At 67.3% G+C, this 18,938-nt stretch carries 19 protein-coding genes and 1 tRNA gene; 9 read left to right on the forward strand and 11 right to left on the reverse strand.

Going from position 1 to position 18,938, the window contains the following annotated elements; all coding sequences use genetic code 11:
- Positions 1 to 38: 38 nt before the first annotated feature.
- Complete coding sequence (locus tag HALDL1_10040; GenBank protein ID AHG03905.1) at positions 39 to 965, reverse strand: diacylglycerol kinase; 927 nt, start codon at positions 963 to 965, stop codon at positions 39 to 41.
- Between the two features lie 221 nt (positions 966 to 1,186).
- On the opposite strand from HALDL1_10040, the gene HALDL1_10045 reads away from it, so the two are divergent.
- Complete coding sequence (locus HALDL1_10045; protein AHG03906.1) at positions 1,187 to 1,975, forward strand: transport; 789 nt, start codon at positions 1,187 to 1,189, stop codon at positions 1,973 to 1,975.
- A 45-nt stretch (positions 1,976 to 2,020) separates the two neighbouring features.
- Here the strand turns inward: HALDL1_10045 and HALDL1_10050 are convergent, their stop codons facing one another.
- The 3 genes from HALDL1_10050 to HALDL1_10060 form a co-directional block, all read right to left on the reverse strand.
- On the reverse strand, positions 2,021 to 2,848 hold the full coding sequence (locus HALDL1_10050) for a succinylglutamate desuccinylase (protein ID AHG03907.1): 828 nt from the start codon (positions 2,846 to 2,848) through the stop codon (positions 2,021 to 2,023).
- A 141-nt stretch (positions 2,849 to 2,989) separates the two neighbouring features.
- Positions 2,990 to 3,220, reverse strand: a complete 231-nt coding sequence (locus HALDL1_10055; protein AHG03908.1) for a membrane protein — start codon at positions 3,218 to 3,220, stop codon at positions 2,990 to 2,992.
- A gap of 61 nt (positions 3,221 to 3,281) precedes the next feature.
- Positions 3,282 to 4,172: a small mechanosensitive ion channel protein MscS gene (locus HALDL1_10060; protein ID AHG03909.1), complete on the reverse strand. Its 891-nt coding sequence runs from the start codon at positions 4,170 to 4,172 to the stop codon at positions 3,282 to 3,284.
- Between the two features lie 166 nt (positions 4,173 to 4,338).
- On the opposite strand from HALDL1_10060, the gene HALDL1_10065 reads away from it, so the two are divergent.
- Together HALDL1_10065 and HALDL1_10070 are read left to right on the forward strand one after the other, a co-directional pair.
- Complete coding sequence (locus tag HALDL1_10065) at positions 4,339 to 4,794, forward strand: rubrerythrin (protein ID AHG03910.1); 456 nt, start codon at positions 4,339 to 4,341, stop codon at positions 4,792 to 4,794.
- Between the two features lie 44 nt (positions 4,795 to 4,838).
- Entirely contained in the window at positions 4,839 to 5,033 is a 195-nt protein-coding gene (locus HALDL1_10070) for a XapX domain-containing protein (protein ID AHG03911.1), read from the forward strand.
- Positions 5,034 to 5,229: 196 nt separating this feature from the next.
- On the opposite strand, the gene HALDL1_10075 is transcribed toward HALDL1_10070, so the two are convergent.
- The 5 genes from HALDL1_10075 to HALDL1_10095 form a co-directional block, all read right to left on the reverse strand.
- A complete protein-coding gene (locus HALDL1_10075) occupies positions 5,230 to 7,077 on the reverse strand; it encodes a succinate dehydrogenase (protein AHG03912.1) in 1,848 nt (615 codons plus the stop codon).
- Between the two features lie 3 nt (positions 7,078 to 7,080).
- The gene (locus HALDL1_10080; protein AHG03913.1) at positions 7,081 to 7,962 is read right to left on the reverse strand and encodes a succinate dehydrogenase; all 882 of its coding nucleotides are present in this window, start codon (positions 7,960 to 7,962) and stop codon (positions 7,081 to 7,083) included.
- Between the two features lies 1 nt (position 7,963).
- Positions 7,964 to 8,326, reverse strand: a complete 363-nt coding sequence (locus HALDL1_10085) for a succinate dehydrogenase (GenBank protein AHG03914.1) — start codon at positions 8,324 to 8,326, stop codon at positions 7,964 to 7,966.
- Position 8,327: 1 nt separating this feature from the next.
- On the reverse strand, positions 8,328 to 8,720 hold the full coding sequence (locus tag HALDL1_10090) for a succinate dehydrogenase (GenBank protein ID AHG03915.1): 393 nt from the start codon (positions 8,718 to 8,720) through the stop codon (positions 8,328 to 8,330).
- Positions 8,721 to 8,837: 117 nt separating this feature from the next.
- The gene (locus tag HALDL1_10095; GenBank protein AHG03916.1) at positions 8,838 to 9,860 is read right to left on the reverse strand and encodes a succinylglutamate desuccinylase/aspartoacylase; all 1,023 of its coding nucleotides are present in this window, start codon (positions 9,858 to 9,860) and stop codon (positions 8,838 to 8,840) included.
- Positions 9,861 to 9,953: 93 nt separating this feature from the next.
- On the opposite strand from HALDL1_10095, the gene HALDL1_10100 reads away from it, so the two are divergent.
- Both HALDL1_10100 and HALDL1_10105 read left to right on the forward strand, forming a co-directional pair.
- On the forward strand, positions 9,954 to 11,279 hold the full coding sequence (locus HALDL1_10100; protein AHG03917.1) for an alpha-L-glutamate ligase: 1,326 nt from the start codon (positions 9,954 to 9,956) through the stop codon (positions 11,277 to 11,279).
- A gap of 156 nt (positions 11,280 to 11,435) precedes the next feature.
- The gene (locus HALDL1_10105) at positions 11,436 to 12,707 is read left to right on the forward strand and encodes a hypothetical protein (GenBank protein AHG05278.1); all 1,272 of its coding nucleotides are present in this window, start codon (positions 11,436 to 11,438) and stop codon (positions 12,705 to 12,707) included.
- Between the two features lie 44 nt (positions 12,708 to 12,751).
- Here the strand turns inward: HALDL1_10105 and HALDL1_10110 are convergent, their stop codons facing one another.
- Both HALDL1_10110 and HALDL1_10115 read right to left on the reverse strand, forming a co-directional pair.
- Entirely contained in the window at positions 12,752 to 13,327 is a 576-nt protein-coding gene (locus HALDL1_10110; protein ID AHG03918.1) for a 3-methyladenine DNA glycosylase, read from the reverse strand.
- A 25-nt stretch (positions 13,328 to 13,352) separates the two neighbouring features.
- Positions 13,353 to 13,787, reverse strand: coding sequence for a hypothetical protein (locus HALDL1_10115; protein ID AHG05279.1), 435 nt, complete (start codon positions 13,785 to 13,787; stop codon positions 13,353 to 13,355).
- Positions 13,788 to 13,981: 194 nt separating this feature from the next.
- Between HALDL1_10115 and HALDL1_10120 the strand changes: the two genes are divergently transcribed.
- From HALDL1_10120 to HALDL1_10135, 4 genes are all read left to right on the forward strand, one after another.
- Positions 13,982 to 15,955 carry a 3-hydroxyacyl-CoA dehydrogenase gene (locus tag HALDL1_10120; GenBank protein AHG03919.1) on the forward strand — a complete coding sequence of 658 codons (1,974 nt, stop codon included), beginning with the start codon at positions 13,982 to 13,984 and terminating at the stop codon, positions 15,953 to 15,955.
- A gap of 56 nt (positions 15,956 to 16,011) precedes the next feature.
- Positions 16,012 to 16,086, forward strand: a tRNA-Glu gene (locus HALDL1_10125).
- Positions 16,087 to 16,350: 264 nt separating this feature from the next.
- Positions 16,351 to 17,175 (forward strand): hypothetical protein, encoded by an 825-nt coding sequence (locus tag HALDL1_10130; GenBank protein ID AHG03920.1) that lies wholly within the window; start codon positions 16,351 to 16,353, stop codon positions 17,173 to 17,175.
- A gap of 46 nt (positions 17,176 to 17,221) precedes the next feature.
- The gene (locus HALDL1_10135) at positions 17,222 to 18,934 is read left to right on the forward strand and encodes a hypothetical protein (GenBank protein ID AHG03921.1); all 1,713 of its coding nucleotides are present in this window, start codon (positions 17,222 to 17,224) and stop codon (positions 18,932 to 18,934) included.
- Positions 18,935 to 18,938: the final 4 nt, after the last annotated feature.

Here is an 18,938-nt window from a genome sequence, read left to right on the forward strand (position 1 = left end):
CGCGCTGACCGCGCCCGGCAGCCCTGTTCCACACCGACTCATTGCCTGTCCGGGTCGGGGTCGTACCCCTCTCCCACGGCCACCTCCACTCTCCCGGGGTCGGTGTGCACCGACAGCGACTGCCCCTCGACCATCTCGCCGTCCAGACTGAACTGCGTCGCCTCCGGCGTCTGGAGCGTGATGTCCAGGGCCGGCGCGTGGAACCGAGTGACGTACTCGGAGGCCCGGCCGAACAGCCGGCCCGCGACGGCGTCACCCATCAGGTCGAGCGCCGAGACGTCCTCGACGACGGTCACGTCGAAGCGGCCGTCCTCGACGTTCGCCTGGCTATCCTCGCCCGGGACGAAACGGCGGGCGTTTCCGACAAGCACCGTCATCGCGTTGCCCTCCCAGACGGTCGCCTCGCGGCCGTTCTCGTAGATGTCGACGGAGATGGGGAGCGACTCGAACTCCGCGACCGAGCGCAGCGTCGCGACAACGTACGCCAGCACGCCGAGGCGCTCTTTCATCTCGTCGGAGGTGTCCCCGCTCGATTCCGCAGTCAACCCCGCGACACAGGAGTTCACGAACAGGTGGTCGTCCGTCCGCCCGAGGTCGATGCGGCGCCGCTCCCCGTTCTCGATGACGTCGAAGGCGTCGTCGATGCCGGTGACGTCGATGTTGCTCGCGAAGTTGTTCCCCGTGCCCACGGGAATCACGCCGAACGTCACGTCGTCGAAGGCGTCCGCGGCGTCGATGCCGCGGAGCACCTCGTTGATGGTGCCGTCGCCGCCGGCCGCCACGACGGTGGACGCGCCGGCCGCGGCCGCCTCTCGCGAGAACTCGACGGCCTCCCCCTCGTTCTCCGTCTCCCGGAGGCCGTACCCCCGTATCGATGCCCTGTTCCGAATCGCCTCCGCGTGCTGTCCGTCCCCGCTGTTCGGGTTGACGACGACGACCGTCTCCGGTGACTCTGTTGCTGACATGGTGTGTACAGTGACTCCATCTCCGGGTGGACCGGCGAACACCGCGGCGGTTCTGACCACCCGCCGGCGACTGGGAGCGCTGCCGGCCGGTCGGACGACCCCCATCCTGGCGTCTCTAGGCATCCGTCGGCGGCCGCGGGTTTTGTTATGGACGGCGTACGGAAATCGGCCCGGAGAAAGCGCCCTGCACACTTTTCGACCTCCCAACCGACCGTCTACCCGTGAGCGGTGCCCCCGACCCGAGCGAAATCTTCCAGCGCGCCGTGGACGAGGGAAACCGACGTCTAGACCAGACGACACTCGAACTAGTTTCGACGAGTTTCATCGCGGGATTCACCGTCGTCTTCGGGATGGCAGCCCTCGGCATCGCCCACGCCGCCGTCGAACCGCAGTTCGGCGACGTCTCCAAGATCGCGGGCGGGCTCGCGTTCGGTCTCGCGCTCGTCTTCCTCGTCGTCGGGCGCACGGAGCTGTTCAACGAGAACTTCTTCGACCCGACCGCCGCGGCGGTCGACAACGACGACTCCTGGATGGTCGGTCCGCTCGTCCGCCTGTGGGCGCTCACGTTCGTCTTCAACTTCGTCGGGGGCGCCATGCTCGCGACGTTCGTCGCCATCGAGGGGGCGCTCCCGCCGGGCACTGCAGAGGCGCTGGTCAGCACCGCCGAGGATATCGTGGCCAGGAGCCCGCTGGCGCTGTTCGCCAGCGCCGTCTTCGGGGGCGCGCTCGTCTCGCTGCTGTCCTTCCTCCTCCAGGCCGTCGACAGCGACGGCGCGCGAATCACCCTCTCCTACATGGTCGGGTTCCTGCTCGCGCTCGGTCCGTTCGACCACGTTGTGGTCAGCGTCCTCCACGTCTACTTCGGGATGCTGTTCGGCGGCCCCATCGGCTACGGCGCGCTCCTCGTCACGATGGCTGTCTCGACAGCAGGAAACTTCGTCGGCGGTCTGGGCCTGGTGACGGTCTCGCACGTCGCGCAGGTGAAGGGGTCCCGCAGCGAGTCCGACTGAGTGGAGGACTCTGGCTGACAGCCTAGACCCCAACAGGGCCCACGGTCAGGCGGAGAGCCAGCCGTCCTCGACGTCCTCGAGCGAGTCCCCGAGCTTCCGGCCCTTGTAACCGTAGATATCGACGTAGCCGCACTCGGACATCAGTATCGGGTAGAACGGCCGGTCGGCGACCAGTTCCTCCCCGTCGACAGTGGCGTACACAGTCCCCTCCGGGACGCACTCGAAGTTCTTGACGTGGAGCTCTCCGTCGGCATCCGGACGCTTCGGGACGGCTCCGGTCATGTGGAAGAAATCCGGGTCGCCCTCCGGCGGATTCCCCGGGAGGGAACCGACCCGGCGGAGGAACGCTCGGGCCTGCAGTTCCGCAGAGATAGCAGCCGCGTCGGTTCCCTGGATTCCCACTTCGATCTCGACGAGACAGCCACACGTCGTAATCGTCCCTTCGTTGACGCCCGAGTGGTCGACGACGTGGGGGAGTGGCAGTTCCGAGATGAGTTCGTACTCCTCGGGCTGTGAGCGGTGGACCAGTCCGAACGGCTCCGGGTGTGAGTGCGTCCCGTGTATCGACACCGTGGTCAGTGGCTCGATCAGGTCGCAGAGTTCCGCCGCGAGACGCTGCTCTCTGTTTCCCTCCGAGTCGCCCGGAAACATCCGGTTGAGGTCCGAGTCGAGGAAGCGCTGGCCCGCCTCGACCGCTGCCGGGTTGGCGATGACGAACATCACTCCCCGCTGGAGGTCGAGGTCGGCCTGCCGGAGGGTACGCACGGCGTGAACGCCGCTCGGTTCGTCGCCGTGGACGCCGCCGACCACGGCCACCTCGGGTTCGCCTGGACCGGCGACGGTCACGTCCGGCGGGACGTACTCACCAGTCATGATTCCAATTTGGTTCGCACGTCCCTGAACGCTTCGCCGCACCCCGGTCTACGGGTGAGAAGTGCCGTCGAAGACAGTGTTGCGCCACCGGAGGGGCCGACGCGCCAGCGGGGTCAGCCGCTCACCTCGTCGGGGAGCGGGTCAGAGGAAGAACGTGACGATGGCGAGCACCACGAAGATGATGACGAGCCACTTGGCGATATCCATACTCAGCCCCGCGATACCTCTGGACCCGAGGACGGCGGCGACGATTGCGAGTATCAGGAAGAACACCGCCAGGGCGATGAGGTCACCCCCGAACTGGAGCGGCGTTAGCTGACCAATCTGCGCGACTGTACCTGCAGCCACCACGGTTGACGGTGTGAACGCCATGCCAATTCGAACGCGCCACGAACACTTCGTTACCTGATGCATAGTGTCGCCGCCTGTCGCCTCACTCGGGGCCGTCGACGGTTATGCTGCCGCTGAGTTCCTGCTCCGGTGCCGGACTGATGGCGACGCCCTCGTCCTCCAGACGGCGTTTCACTGCTCGCGCGTACGCTGACCGGACGTCCACGACGTACCCGGGTCGTGGCCGCTCGATCCAGTAGTGGACGCGGACTACGACCGCGTCGTCCCCGAGTTCTTCGACGTAGGCACTCGGCGCAGGTTCCTCGAGCACGGCGTCGAGTTCCGCCGCTGCCTCCCTGACGTAGCGCAGTGTCTCGGTGACGTCTGCCTCGTAGTCGACATCGACGTGGTCGACGATACGGTGTTCGGCCCGACCGTACGGACGGACGATGGCGTCGTTCGTCAACGCCGTATTCGGAACCGTGACGAGTTCGCCGTTCACCGTCTCGATGCGTGTCGCCCGAAGCTGTATCGACTGGACGGTTCCCTCGTACTCCCCCCACTCGATGTAATTCCCGACGCTGAACTCCGGGTCGAAGACGAGCACCAGGCCGCTAACCAGCGACCCGATGACCGTCTGCGCGGCGACACCGACGGCGAGCGTCCCGGCGGCGACGACGATGGCCGAGTCGCCGATGATGTGTCCGTACCCCGCGACCACGGCCCCGACCAGGACGGCGAAGAGCAGCACGAGGAGGCGGACGTACCGGGTTATCGCATCCTGGAGAGTCGGGTTGTTGCGGTTCCGTCGACGGACCGCCCGACGGACGAGCGGTTCGACCACGAACCAGCCGACCGAAACGACGACGAGAAACCCGAGGAGGAACCACGCGGCCTGGAGGAGGATCGGCACCAGTTCGACGAGTTCCTCGGGGCCACTGCCGGGCGTGGCTGTCGCGGGTTCTGCGCCGAGATGGTGACTGGTGGGGGACATGACAGACGCCCTGCTCCGTGGATACCCTCCGTCGGCCAATGTTATGTGGGCCGTACGGCTCCGAGGGTCGCTATCGGAACCACTCGGTTGTTCTCTGTCGGCACCGAGAACCCGCAGCATCTCACGCAGCAGACAGTTTGATACGTCTCGTCCCCGTAGCGTCTGTATGACCAACGAAGAGGTCACTCGACTGCTGAAGAAGGCGTACGGTGACGAGATCGAGACCGTGATGAACTACCTCACGAACTCGATCGTGCTCGACGGCGTACGCGCCGAGGAGATCAAGGAGTCCCTCAAGGTAGACATTCAGGAGGAACTCGATCACGCCGAACGGCTCGGCGAGCGACTCAAGCAGCTCGAGGAGGCGCCGCCCGCCTCCGCCGATTTCGAGGCCCACCAGCACTCCCTCCAGCCGCCCGAGGACACCACGGACGTGCCCGCTGTCATCGAGGGCGTGCTTGAGGCCGAGGAGGGCGCCATCGACACGTACCGGGCGCTCATCGACGCCGCGACGGACGCCAACGACCCGGTCACGGAGGACCTCGCGGTGACCATCCTCGCCGACGAGGAGGCCCACCGCACCGAGTTCCGTGGCTTCCGGAAGGAGTACGTCAACGACTGACGCGTATCGCGCGCTTTTTGGGCTGCGTCCGTCTGTCGGTCAGTATGGACGTGGCTTTCGTCGCGGCGGCGACGCTCACCGGACTGGTCGTCGGTGCCGTGTTCGCATCGCTTCGCATCCCCATCCCGGCCCCGGGGAATCTCGCGGGCGTGATGGGTGTCGCCGGTATCTGGCTCGGCTACCGACTCGTCAGACACTTCGACGTCGGCATCGACCTGGTGGACGCGCTCGGGCTGTAGCTAGTCGTGGGGTCTAGGCGCGTCGAGGTTCGGGCTGACAGACGGCGCGCAATCGAACCCGGGCCGGTGCGCCGCCAGTTTCCGCGTCGCCGGCCCGGGCAGCACTCAGGTCACACGGCGAGTTGCCCCCGCTCTCGTAGATAAAGCTACGCGACGGGGCGGCAGTGGAGAACTGAGGTAGGGAGTCTGCAGCCAGTTAGTACGAGCGTTCCTTCGGCTCGTACTTGCCTTCGGCGCCTTCGAGGAGCACCGGGCGGTACCAGAGTTCGGGTTCGCCGTCGTTCCAGGAGACGAGCGTGTGCTTGAGGTACTCGTCGTCCTTACGCTCCTGGTGTTCGGCCCGCCAGTGGGCGCCGCGGAACTCTTCGCGGGCGAGGGCGCCCATCGCGATGGCCTCCGCGACGTCGAGGAGGTTGCGCGTCTCGATGGTGTGCTGGAGGTCCGTGTTGAACGTCCGGGACTTGTCCGCGACGTAGACGTCCTGGTAGCGTTCGCGGGCCACCTGGATGTCCCGCAGGGCCTGCTTCAGGCCCTCCTCCTCCCGGAACACGTTGACGTTCTCCGTCATCGTCTCCTGGAGGTTCGCGCGAACGTCGGCGTGGTTGACGCCGTCCTCGCGTTCGAGGAGCGTCTCGATGCGCTCGGCTTCCGCGTCGCGCGTCGCCTGCACCACGTCGCCGGGGCCGCGAGCGTCTCTGCCGCCTTCCACGCTCGCGCCGCCGTCGGCCGCGGGTTCGGCCTCTTCGCGGTCCGGGGCCCCGACCGGCACGCCGATTTCCTCGCGCTCGGCGTCGTCGTACGGTCCAGTCTCGATCTTCGGCTCCGGCATGTCGGCACCAGCAGCGTGCCGACCCGCACGCGCGCCGAAGACGATGAGTTCCGGGAGCGCGTTGCCGCCGAGGCGGTTCGCGCCGTGGAGACTCACGCAGGCGCACTCGCCCGCGGCGTAGAGGCCGGAGATGCACGTCTCGCCGTGCTCGTTGACCTCGATGCCGCCCATCGCGTAGTGCTGGCCGGGCTTGACCGGCATCGGTTCGGTGAGGCCGTCGACGCCCTCGAAGTCCCGCGCCAGGTGGAGGATGTTCTCCAGTCGGTCCGTGATGCGCTCCTCGCCGAGGTGGCGCATGTCGAGGTAGACGTACTCGTCCTCGACGCCGCGACCTGCGGCGATCTCCGTGAGTTCGGCGCGAGCGACGACGTCCCGGGAGGCGAGTTCGCCGTCGTTGGTCGCGTAGCCGTACTCGAACATGAACCGCTCGCCCTCCGAGTTGTAGAGGATGCCGCCCTCGCCGCGCACGCCCTCGCTGATGAGGACGCCCGTAGAGGGGAGCGTCGTCGGGTGGAACTGCACCATCTCCATGTCCTCCATCGGGACCCCGGCTCGGTAGGCGATGGCGACGCCGTCACCGGTGTTGGCCACGGCGTTCGTCGTGTGGTCGTACGCCTGGCCGGGACCGCCCGTCGCGAGGATGACGCCGTCGCGGGCGCGGAAGCCAGCTATCTCGCCGCTCTGGACGTCCCACGCGACGATGCCGTTACACTCCCGGTCGTTCGGGTCGTCCTCGTCGGTGACGGCTAGCTGGCTCACGTACCACTCGTCGTACACCTCGATACCCCGTTTGACCACCTGCTGGTAGAGCGTGTGGAGCATGTGGTGGCCGGTCTCCGCGCCGGCGTACGTCGTCCGCGGGAACGACAGCCCGCCGAACGGCCGCTGGCTGACCGTCCCGTCCTCTTCACGGGAGAACGGCATTCCCCAGTGCTCCAGCTGGATGACCTCCTCGGGGGCGTCCTGCGCGAGGGAGTCGACGGCCGGCGCGTCGCCGAGGTAGTCCGACCCCTTCATCGTGTCGTACGCGTGGTCCTGCCACGAGTCCCCCTCGCGGAGCGCGGCGTTGATGCCGCCCTCCGCCGCGCCCGTGTGCGAGCGCACCGGGTGGAGTTTCGTGACGATCGCTACGTCTGCGCCTTCCTCGTCGGCGGCGATGGCTGCGCGGAGCCCCGCACCGCCACCACCGACGACGATTACGTCGTGTTCGTACATGTTCTACCAGAATTTGAGGTTCTGCTTGACGGCTTCTCGCTTCAGTTCCTGAATGTGTTCGGTGAGCGGGATGTCCTTCGGGCAGACCTCCGTACAGGAGAACTGGGTCTGACACCGCCAGACGCCGTGTTCCTGCTCGATGATCTCGAGGCGCTCCTGGCGCTTCTGCTCGCCCTCGCGCTCGTCCATGTAGAACTGGTAGGCCTTGTTGATGGCCGCCGGGCCGAGATACTGGTTGTCGCCCGCGGCGATGTTACAGGAGGACATACAGGCGCCACACCAGATGCACCGCGTGCTCATCTTCACCTTCTCGTGGTTCTCCCGGGACTGGCGCTGCTCCGCGAGTTCGCCCTCCGGCAAGGAGTCGGGGTCGAAGAACGGGTCGACGGACTCCATCTGGTCGTAGAAGTGGTCCATCTCCACGACGAGGTCCTTCACGACGTCCTGGTGGGGGAGCGGTTCGACGCGGACCGGCCGCTGGAGGTCCGATATCTGGGTCTGGCAGCCGAGTCGCTGCTGGCCGTTGACGAAGAACGCGTCGGAGCCACAGACCGCCTGGCGGCAGGAGTGGCGGAACGTGAGACTGGAGTCGTACTCGTCGCGCGCGTAGATGAGCGCGTCGAGCACCGTCATCCCCTGCTCGAACGGGATGACGAAGGAGTCGAATCGGGGGTCCTGCTTGCCCGCTATCTCGGGGTCGAAGCGGAACACCTTCAGCTCCACCGTCTCCCCGTGGATCTCCTGGGCGGCAGCATCGCGTTCGGTGTCCTCACGCTCTCTGCGCTCTCGTTTCTCGGCCAGCCGACGGTCCTGGTGGGGCGTGGTCGAGGCCTGTTCGGTCTCCGTTTCGGTCTCGGTCTCGGTTTCGGGTGTCTGGGTACTCATGTTAGAACCCCGCGAGCGCGTTTGCGACACGGATTCCCTGTGCGATCAACAGCAGGCTGGCGACGCCGAGCACGACCTGGGCGGCGCGCTTGGCCGTCCCGTCGAGGCCCTGGTTGAGGAGGGCGTTGTAGACGCCGTTGACGCCGTGGAACGTCGCGGTCACGAGGAACAGCACCATCGTGAGGTAGTAGCCAACTTCCTCCATGCGCGCCTGACTGCCCAGGAACTCGATCTCGTAGGCGTGGTGGACGAAGTGTAGCAGGAAGAAGTGGAACGCGAGCACGACGACGAGGAACGCTGCCGTGACTCGCTGGAGCAGCCACGTCGTCGAGTTCGAGTCGAACGAGGAGTATCGCTTCGCCATCTCAGAACGCCCCCGAGACGAACGTCGGCACGCTCGCGACCACGATGATGCCGGTCAACACGAGCGACGCGTAGAAGCTCTTGTCCTGCGATTCCAGCCCGATTCCCAGGTCGACGAACAGCAGGCGGATGCCGTTGAGGATGTGGAAGACGGCGACCGCCAGCAGTCCGACCTCGAGGATGCGGACGAGCGCGAGGCTCTCCAGTCCGCCGAGCGTGCTGTTGTACGCCTCCGCGCCCTGAAGCGACGTGCTCAGGACGGGAATGTGCATGAACAGGTACCCGACGAGCACCCACCCCGTAAACTTGTGAAACACCCAGGCCCACATGCCGGCTTGGAAATCCCGCCACCGGCCGAAATCCTCGACGGGGCCTCGGTCGTACGACTCACTCATACATCGGATGATGTGAGCCCTCGGCACATAGAAGTTACTACACGCGCGTCGTCCGCTCCCCCGCAAACGACAGACGTCGGCAGTTCGCGCTGACCGCCGTTGCCCCGCTCGTGACGTTCACGACGGCCGTTCGGGCATCGTCCCGCTGCGCTCCCGGAGGTAGGCGCGCTGGGTCCGTTCGTCCAGTTCCACGAGGTGACAGATCGGGTTCCCCGGGTAGACCACTGGGTTCTCCAGCGCGCCGGCGAGAAGTCCAGTGAACGGCGCCGTGACGGTGACGACGTCCGTCTTGAACGGATTGGAGATGGTGCAGATGGTGGCGCCCTCCTCGACGAGTTCGCCGGACTCGTAGTGGTGGTCGACGAGGCCCCCGGCGTCCGCGCGAATCCACGTCTTCTGTTCGGCCGAGACGACGGTGCGCCACCCCGGCCAGTTGACGGGTTCAGTTGGGTGGACAGCGTACTCCGCGAGGACGCTGGCGATGCCGTCGAGCGCCTGGTCTATGAGTCGGCGCTGAAAGCGGTGGGCCTCCCCCATCTCGACGGTGATGGTGGGAATGCCGCGCTCGGTGGCTTCGCGGCGGAGCGTCCCGTCGGCGCCGTCGCTGTCGATGATGACGTTCGTGCCAAAGGCCCGCGCGAGTCTGGGGACATCGTCGTCGCTCATGTCCGCTCGCACGTGAATCATGTTCGTTCGGCCCCGGGTGGACGTGTGGAAGTCGACGCCGAAGTCGCAGGGCTCGATGAAATTCCGGAAAACCTGGTCGGCCATGCGTTTCGAACTGGTCGAGTCCTCGTGGCCCGGGAACGACCGGTTGAGGTCTCGGTCGTACACCGGGAGATAGCGCTCCTGGGCGAGGAACCCGGGCACGTTCACGACCGGCATGCAGACGAGCGTGCCGTGGAGGTTGCTGTGGGGCCACTCGTGGGCCACCTCGCGGACTACCTCGACGCCATTGAGTTCGTCGCCGTGGATGGCCGCCGAGAGGAACACTGTGGGACCGGGTTCCTCGCCGTTGATGATGGAGACCGGGATGCGAACCGGGTCCCCCAGGTAAGTATCGCTAATGCTGTACCTGATGTCCGCGCGCTCTCCGGGTGGGACTCGCCCGCCGTTGTACGTGAACGCCCCCGCTGTCATGGCCCCGGCTTGGTAGCGGACACGTAAAACAGGGCGGAACTACCGACAGAGCTATCGGCACCATTTTGGTCGCGTCGGTGCACGATACCGACAATGGATGATTCTGTCGCGGTCGGCGTACTCAGCCTCCACAACAGCAAGGAGACGAAGGCCATCGTGAACGCGGTGGACGCGCTCGGTCACACCGGCGTCTGGCTCCGCGAGCACAACCTCTGCGTGGACATCGCCGACAACGAGGTCGTACTGGACCCGGACGTCGACGTCGTGGCGAACCGCCTGCTAATGTCGAACACCGAACAGCCAGCGGAGCTGCTCGGTCTGGCGCTCTCGCTGAGCCGCCTGCGTCCGACACTGAACCGCCCGGAGAGCGTGCTCACGGCGTTCCACAAGTTCGCCACCGCGACGACGCTGGCGGAGACAGGCGTCCGACTCCCCGACGCGACGCTCGCACTCGACTCGGACCGACTGAACGCGGAGAAGGCGAAGTACGGCGACGAGGTCGTGTACAAGACCGCCATCGGGACCCACGGCGGCGGGACCTGGAAGATCGGCGCCGACGAGCAGGTGAACCCACGCGTCGGCGACCGCTACGCGTTCCTCCAGGAACTCGTCGAACGCGACTCCGACCGCCACCGCGACCTCCGCATTTACGTCGTCGACGACAAGATCATCGGGACGATGCGACGGTACGCCCCCGACAACGACTGGCGGACGAACGTCGCGCTGGGCGGGGACGTCGAGGGCGTTTCGGAGCTCCCGGAGGAGGCCGCGGAGATGGCCCTGAGCGCGACCGACACCATCGGACTCGACTACGCGGGCGTCGACCTCGTGGAGGGGACCGACGGCTGGCACCTCCTCGAGGTGAACCCGACGGCGGGGTTCAAGGGACTGTTCAAGGCGACCGGCATCAGCCCGGCGCCGCACATCGCCAAACTCGCCATCGAGACGGCGGGCGGCAGCGTCGACGACGACGAGGTCGAACGGCTAGCGAGGACGCTGGACGACTCCACACCGCCGGACGTGGACACCCGACGCGAGCAGCTCTCCGAGGAGGTCAACGTGATCGGGTACACGGAGGACGTCCTCGTCTCGGGGACGAGTGGCACCGAGCGCGTGGTCGCGAAGTCCGACACCGGCGCCTCCCGGACGAGCATCGACACCCGGCTGGCGGCCGAGATCGGCGCCGGACCCATCAAGTCGATGACGAAGGTGAAGTCGGGCAGCATGAAGTCCGGAAAGGCGCGTCCCGTCGTGGACATCGTCGTCGGCGTCGCCGGCGACCGGCACACGGTCGCGGCGTCCCTGGAGGACCGCGGCCACATGGAGTACCCCCTGTTGCTCGGCCGGGACATTCTCGAAAACTACCAGGTCGACGTTCGCCGCCAGAGCGGTGTCGACCGGGAGAGCAACGAGGAGTAAGGGAGCGAAACACACGACGAGAGAGGGGTCGAACGGCTCACTTACCGAAAGTAGGGGAACTACTGTTGTGACGGGCGTGAACACCGCGTCGCGAACCTGATTCATAACAAACTCTCTCGTCTCCGAAGGTCGGACACCGCTGCGAAGCGGTCTACTATGACTGACGACTCCCACCGCGAAACGACCGAACGGAATCGAACGACGGCGACCGACGGCGGCTCGCTGCTCACCCGGCGCCGGATGCTAGCGCTCGGCGGAACGACAGTCGGCGCGCTCGCGTTCGGCGGGGTGTCGTTCGCCGGCGCCCAGGAGGACGACGGAGACGACGACGGCGACGGCCAGTCCGCCCGGCAGTACCGCGTGACCGTCGCGAACCTCACGCCAGGCCAGCCGTTCACCCCGCCGCTCGTCGCACTCCACCGCCCGAGCGTCGAACTGTTCTCCGTCGGCGAGCCGGCGAGCGAGCCGATCCAGGCGCTCGCCGAGAACGGCAACCTGGAACCCCTCGTCGAACTCGCCGGGAGCACGAACAGTGTCAGGGCGGCGGCAGTCGGCGACGAGCCCCTGGTCCCCGAGGAGGACCCCGGCGACACGGACTTCCCCTACTACACCGAACTGGAGCTGTCGGCGGACGCGAGCGCGACACACCTCTCGTTCGTCAGCATGCTCGTCGCGACGAACGACGGCATCGTGGGACTCGACACTGTCGAACTCCCGGACGAACTCAACGCCTCAGACACGCACTACGCGAACGGTTACGACGTCGGAACCGAGGAGAACACGGAGTCGTTCGAGGACCTCGTCCCGGAGGCGAGTCTGCTCATCACCGGCGAAGAGTCCGACGGAACCAGCGAGAGCAACCCCGACCTCGCCGAAGACGGCGTCATCCGCCCGCACCCCGGCATCGAAGGCGGCGGCGACCTCGACCCGGCGGTGTACGACTGGCGGGAGCCAACAGCGCTGGTGCAGGTCGAACGCATCGAGACCGACGAGGGGGACGGCGACGGCGACGGTGGCGGTGGCGGAGGCGGAGGCGGAGGCGACGGAGACCTGCAGCGGGTGTTCGAGGCCGACCTCTCTGGCGACAACGAGGTCCCAGCCGTCGACACCGACGCGTCCGGCACCGCGAGGGTGGCAGTGAGCGAGGACGGAGACCAGATCTCCTACCGTTTCCAGGTCCAGAACCTCAGCAACCCGGTTGCCGCCCACATCCACTGCGGCGGCCCCGACGAGAACGGACCGGTCGGCATCACGCTGTACAACGACGGCGTGTTCACGCCCGGGATCGCGGCGCAACCCGACGAGGGCAACGAGTGTGACTGGGAGACCCTCGACGACGCTGTGGCTGCGATGCGCGACGGCGACACGTACGTCAACCTCCACACCGAGCAGAACCCGCAGGGAGAGATCCGGGGGCAGCTCGAGTGAATCGGTGACGTCGGCACTGTGCCCGGTCCCACTTCTTCGGTGTCCTACCCCTCGTAGGCCCGCCAGAGGTAGAGCGAAGCGTACGAACGTACGGGTCGCCAGCGCTCGGCGATGTCCCGCATCTCAGCTCTCGTCGTCTCCGCGCCGTAGAGCGCCTCCATCCCCTTCCTGATGCCCAGGTCGCCGACCGGAAACACGTCCTCGCGACCCAGCGCGAACATGAGGAACATGTCCGCTGTCCACGGGCCGACGCCGGCGATGGACGTGAGTTCGTCGTGGACCGCGTCGTCGGAGAGGTCGGCGAAGAACGCCCGGTCGTAGCCCCGTTCCCGGTACGCCGTGGCAACGTTCTGCACGTAGTCCGCCTTCGCCGCGGAGAGGCCGACGTCCTGGAGGGCGAGGGGGTCCGCCGCCGCGATCACCGCCGGCGTTACCTCGAAGCGGTCGAACAGTCGCTCCTCGATGGCGTCCGCCGACGCGATGGACACCTGCTGACGGAGGATGGAGGTAACGAGGCGCTGGAACGTGTCCTCGACCAGGTCGAGTTCGAGTTCCCCGTGTTCGGCGACGAGCGGGGCCATCTCCGGGTCCGCCCGGAGCAGGTCGTGTGGGTCGGTCATGTAGTCGGCCAGGGCTCCGGTCGCCCTACGTGTTTTGCTCCGCGAGGAGGAACCCCGCGAGCGCGCTGACCCCGCTGTAGGCGGCGGGCGAGACAGCGTTCACGAGGTACGCCCCAGCGAACCGGACCTGGAGCGCCTCGCCGAACGACGCGCCAGCAGCTTGGGCGGAGAGCAGCGGGTAGGTGGCGAAGACGGCAACGCCCGTCCCTACCCCGACGACCACTGCGAGCGCCGTCCCCCGGGACGTCGTTCCGGGAACGCCCATCCGTAGCGCGCCGTACAGTGGCAGACCGAGCAGCACACCGAGTCCCAGCAGAGTCGCGACAAGCGTCTGGAGGAGGAGTTCCGTGAGAGACGCTCCGAGGGCGGTACTGGTGGAGTCGAGCACGAACAGTCGGAGGACCGTGTGCGAGAACCCGACGACGAGTCCGAGGAGGGCCGCGCGACGTCTGGCGTCCATAGACCGGCGTTCTCGAGCGCCCGACAAGTGCGTTGTGTATCGTACTTGACCGTTCCATCCACCGCGCTCGGGCGTCGCTCATCGGTTCCGGGACGGCCCGCAACGCCGTCTCGTTCCCACGCGTGTAAACGCGTGAAACGTTGTCAGCCGGCGAGAGGGAAACCTTCAACCGGTATCCGGCAGCATCTACCTGTATGGACGTAGACGACATCGAGACCGTCGCGGTGCTCGGCGCAGGCAACATGGGCCACGGCATCGCAGAGGTCGCAGCGCTCGCAGGCTTCGACGTGCACCTCCGAGACATCAACGAGGAGTTCGTCCAGAACGGCTACGACCAGATCGAGTGGTCGCTCGGCAAACTCGCCGAGAAGGAACAGATCGGGGAGGAGGATGCCGACGCCGCGCTCGACCGCGTCACGGCCTACGTGGACTTCGAGGAGGCGGTCCAGGACGTCGACTTCGTCGTCGAGGCGGTGCCCGAGAAGATGGAGATCAAGCAGGACGTCTACGAGGAACTCGAGGAGTACGCCCCCGAGGACGCCGTCTTCGCGACGAACACGTCCAGTCTCTCCATCACCGACCTCTCGGAGTTCACCGAGCGCCCCGAGCGGTTCTGCGGAATGCACTTCTTCAACCCGCCAGTGCGGATGCAACTCGTCGAGGTCATCTCCGGCGAACACACCGACGGCGAGGTCCTGGACCTCACCGAGGACCTCGCGGAGGAGATGGGGAAGACGCCCGTTCGCGTGCGCAGAGACTCTCCTGGCTTCATCGTCAACCGGGTGCTCGTCCCGCTGCTGAACGAGGCCGCGTGGCTCGTCCACGAGGACGAGGCGACCATCGCGGAGGTAGACTCCACGACGAAGTACGACATCGGCCTCCCGATGGGCGCATTCGAACTCGCCGACCAGGTCGGCATCGACGTCTCCTACGACGTCCTCGACTACATGCAGGGCGTGCTCGGTGACGCCTACGAGCCGTGCCCCATGCTCGTCGAGAAGGTCGAAGCCGAGGAACTCGGGAAGAAGACCGGCAAGGGATTCTACGACTACGAGAACGGCGGCGCCGACGTGCCGACCGACGAGACACGCGACGACGTGGCTGACCGCCTCACCGCCGTGATGGCCAACGAGGTCGCCAAACTCGTCGGCAACGACGTCGCGGACCCGGCCGAAATCGACGAGGCCGTGATGCTCGGCGCGGGCTACCCCGAGGGCCCCGCGAAGATGGCCGACACCGCTGGCATCGAACACCTCTACGAGACGCTCGCCGACAAGTACGAGGCGAGCGGCGCGGCGCGGTACGAACCCGCCGCCGAACTCGAACGGATGGCCAGTGAGGGCGAGCAGTTCCACGGCGCCGCAGACACCGAAGACGGTGGGTACGCCGGCTTCGACAACGTCAGCGTCACGGTGGACGGCAACGTCGGCCACCTCGAGATCGACCGCCCGCACCGGATGAACACCATCAGCGGCGACCTCCTCGACGAACTCGGGGAGGCAATCGACGCGCTCGGCGAGGACGACGAGGTGCGCACGATTCTCCTCACGGGCGCCGGCGAGAAGGCGTTCTCCGCGGGCGCCGACGTGCAGTCGATGGCGGGCAGCGCCGACCCCATCGACGCCGTCGAACTCTCCCGGAAGGGGCAGCAGACGTTCGGCAAACTCGAGGAGTGTGACGTCCCGGTCGTCGCCGGCATCGACGGCTACTGCCTCGGCGGCGGCATGGAACTCGCGACGTGCGCGGACATGCGCGTCGCTTCCCAGCGCAGCGAACTCGGCCAGCCCGAACACAACCTCGGCCTGCTGCCGGGGTGGGGCGGCACCCAGCGACTCAAGCACATCGTCGGCGAGGGCCGCGCGAAGGAGATCATCTTCACCGCCGAGCGCTACGACCCCGAGACGATGGCGGAGTACGGCTTCGTCAACGAGGTCGTCGAGAACGACGAACTGGCGGACCGCGCGTGGGAACTCGCCCGCGACCTCGCCGCCGGCCCGCCCATCGCTCAGACGTACACGAAGCGCGCGATGCTGGCCGGCCGCGACTCGACGGACGCCGGCCTCGAGACCGAGGCGCAGGCGTTCGGCCAGCTGATGAACACCCAGGACCTGATGGAGGGCATCAGCGCGTTCTCCGCGGACCGCGACCCCGACTTCGAGGGTCACTGACGCGGCCACTGGAGAACGACACGTTTAAACTACTCTCACGGGTACGCTGGACTGTCGCTCGGTTGGTGTAGTCCGGCCAATCATGTTGGCCTTTCGAGCCGACGACCAGGGTTCAAATCCCTGACCGAGCACTTTTCGAACGAAGTGAGAAAATCGCGCAGCGAAGGGATTCGAAGTAGAGAAGTCGCAGCCGTGAGCGTAGCGAGCGGACCGTCTTCGCGTAGTTCAAATCCCTGACCGAGCACTTCTCTAAAACCGAACCGCGTAGCGACTTCTGGGCGGCTACGCACTCGTCTTTCGTAAGCGCCGAGGAGGTCCAAAACTCTCCCCGGGCATGGAACCACGCAGCTACGCCGACCGAACGTTTACCCCGGATGGCGCGCAATCCCGGACCCATGCAGGAGTTCCCGCCGATGCCGCCCGTCGAGTCCGCGCCAGCCTCCCTCTTCGACGGCGGCCACCTCTGGCTCCAGGAGTGGGTAGACGGTGCGCCGCTACGGTTCCGGCTGCTGGAATCCGGGCTGCTCCAGTTCGCCAGCGATGAGGAGAGTCTCGACCCGGAAGACGTGCCGCTGGGCTACCGGCGGGCGGTCCGACACGTCCGGGAAAACTTCGACCGTGACGTGCTCCGGAGCGCGCTCGACGACGTCGAGTCGGCGGTGTTCTTCGGCGTCGCGCCGCGCCGGCAGTCGGTCGACTACGACTGGTCGCGCACGCCGCCGTTCCTCGGTCTGGACGTCTGGACGGCCGACGGCGACCGCCTGCTGCCGCCGGACGCGGTCGAGGCGCTCTACGAGCGTCTCGGTCTACAGCCCGTGAACACCGTCCAGAAGGAACTTCGGGCGACGGATTTCGACCCCGGGGAGTACGAACTTCCGACGTCGAACTGGTACGACGGACCTGCGGCGGGCGTGCTGATTCGGAACAAGACCGGTGACCGCGCGAGGCTCGCGGGTCCCGCGCTCGGCGAGCTCCCGGAGCCGTTCGACGGCGACGCAGCGGCCGCAGCCGAGCAGTTCGTCACGGACGAGCGCGTCGATTCCGCGGCCGAGGTGTTACAGTCCGAGGGACAGCAGGCCGACGTGGACGCGGTGGTCGAACGAGTGGTCGAGGGAGTCGCTCGCGAGGAGTACGCTCGGCTGTTCGGGGAGGACGCGTCCGTCGACCCCGACGCGTTCAGGTCGGCGGTCGCGGCGCGGGCGAGCCGGGTGCTCGGGTGAGCTGGAATCCGTGTGCTGATACGGTCCCCCGGCGTAGGCCGCGGCGATGAGCCGCCGGTTCCGCTGGACCCGACCGCTACCCGACGGCGACGCGGTGACGGTTACGCGCGTCGTCGGCGACCACGAGGAGGGCGCGGACGGTCGACAGCGTCGCTACACGCTGGAGTTCCCGCCCGGGAGCGACGCGTCCGTCGAACCCACCGACGAGGTCCGTGCTCGAGTAGAAGACGGTACACACTGGGTGACCGTCGACGACGGTGCTGGCCTGACTCGCGTTCGACTCCGGGTCAGCGACGCGACGTCCGCCGTTCGGCTCCCGTCCCCCTCGTTCGACGAGCGCTGCACGGCCGCCATCGACGGGAACGAGGCGGCGGCCCGCGACCTGCTCGGTACTGTCGCGGGACCGGTCGCGCTGGCGTTCGCGTGCGGCGAGTTCCTCGACCCGGCAGCGCTCGCAGCGCTCCTGGACACGGTCACGAGCGCGGACAGTGGCGCCTCCGACGAAATCCACGCTGCCCGGTACGACGTCCTCCGGGCAGCGATTACGACGCCTGCGGGACCGACTGTCGACAGACGCGAAGCGTTCGAGACGCTGGCCGAAGGGCTGGACGCGGCACCCGCTATCGGCGACGTGGACGCGGTGGACGCACTCGCCGACGCACTGTTCGTCGCCTGCGACTCGCCGGGGGAAGCTCGCGCACTCCTCGATTCGCTCGGCTACGACCTGCGCGACCTGGAATCGAGCGGTGACGGTCGCTTCCTCGCGTACTACCTCGCCCACGTCGCGACGACCGGCGGTGTGAGCGCGGCGAAACACGACGCCGCCAGGCGGGCGACGGACCTGTCTAGCGAGGAGGCGACGACGCGGGCCGAGAACGCGGACTACTGGGACCGCGGCGCCGCGTGGCGGGACGCCGTCGTGCCCGCCGCCGACCGCTCGTTCGAGGAGTTCGCGTACGTGCTCGCGAACGCGCTCTACTGGACCGGCGAGGTCGGACGCGGCGACTCCCGGGCCGACGAACTCTGCTTCGCGGGCGCCGCGGCCGCCGCGCGGACCATCGACCTGGAGTGGGTCGTCGGCCACGCGCGCTTCGAGCGGGCGCGCGCCGTCGGCCACCGCCACCGGAGCAAACGGAACCACGCGCTCGCGCTGGCCGCGTTCGACCGTGCCCGCAGAATCGCCGGCCAGTACTCGTTCCTCGACCCCTGGGAGCCGAAGTACAGCCACGCCGTCGTCGCGTCGAACCGCCACTCGACCGCGGGGGACCACGCGGCCGCCATCGAAGCGCTCGCCGAGGGACGGGACACCCTCGAAGCGCAGGACGTTCCTGCGGAGCGCCTCGAGGAGATGCTGGCGCACCTCGACGCCCAGCGCCACGAGCGCAGCGCCATCCTCGCCGACGACCCCGAGTCAGAGGTTTCACATCTCGAATCTGCAGTCGAGAACTACGAGTCCGTGGAGTTCGAGCGCTCGCTCGAACGCGTCAGAGAGAAACTGGACGAGGCCCGCGACGCCGCCGACGCGGCCGTCGAGCACGAGGACTCGGGGGACGAGTCGAGCACTGAGTTCGTGGCCGATCTCCCCCGGAAGACGCTCCGCGCGACTGCGGACCGTGGGCCGACACTCGCCGACATACCGAGCCTCCACGACTTCCTCACGGAACCGGACCCGAACGCCGTGGGGAGCGCGGATCCTGGCGTGCTGCCGAACGAACGCGGAAACGACGGGTTCGGCGATCCCGACCCACGTGGCTACTGAGTCG

The organism is Halobacterium sp. DL1, from assembly GCA_000230955.3.
In the GTDB taxonomy this organism is placed as follows: domain Archaea; phylum Halobacteriota; class Halobacteria; order Halobacteriales; family Halobacteriaceae; genus Halobacterium.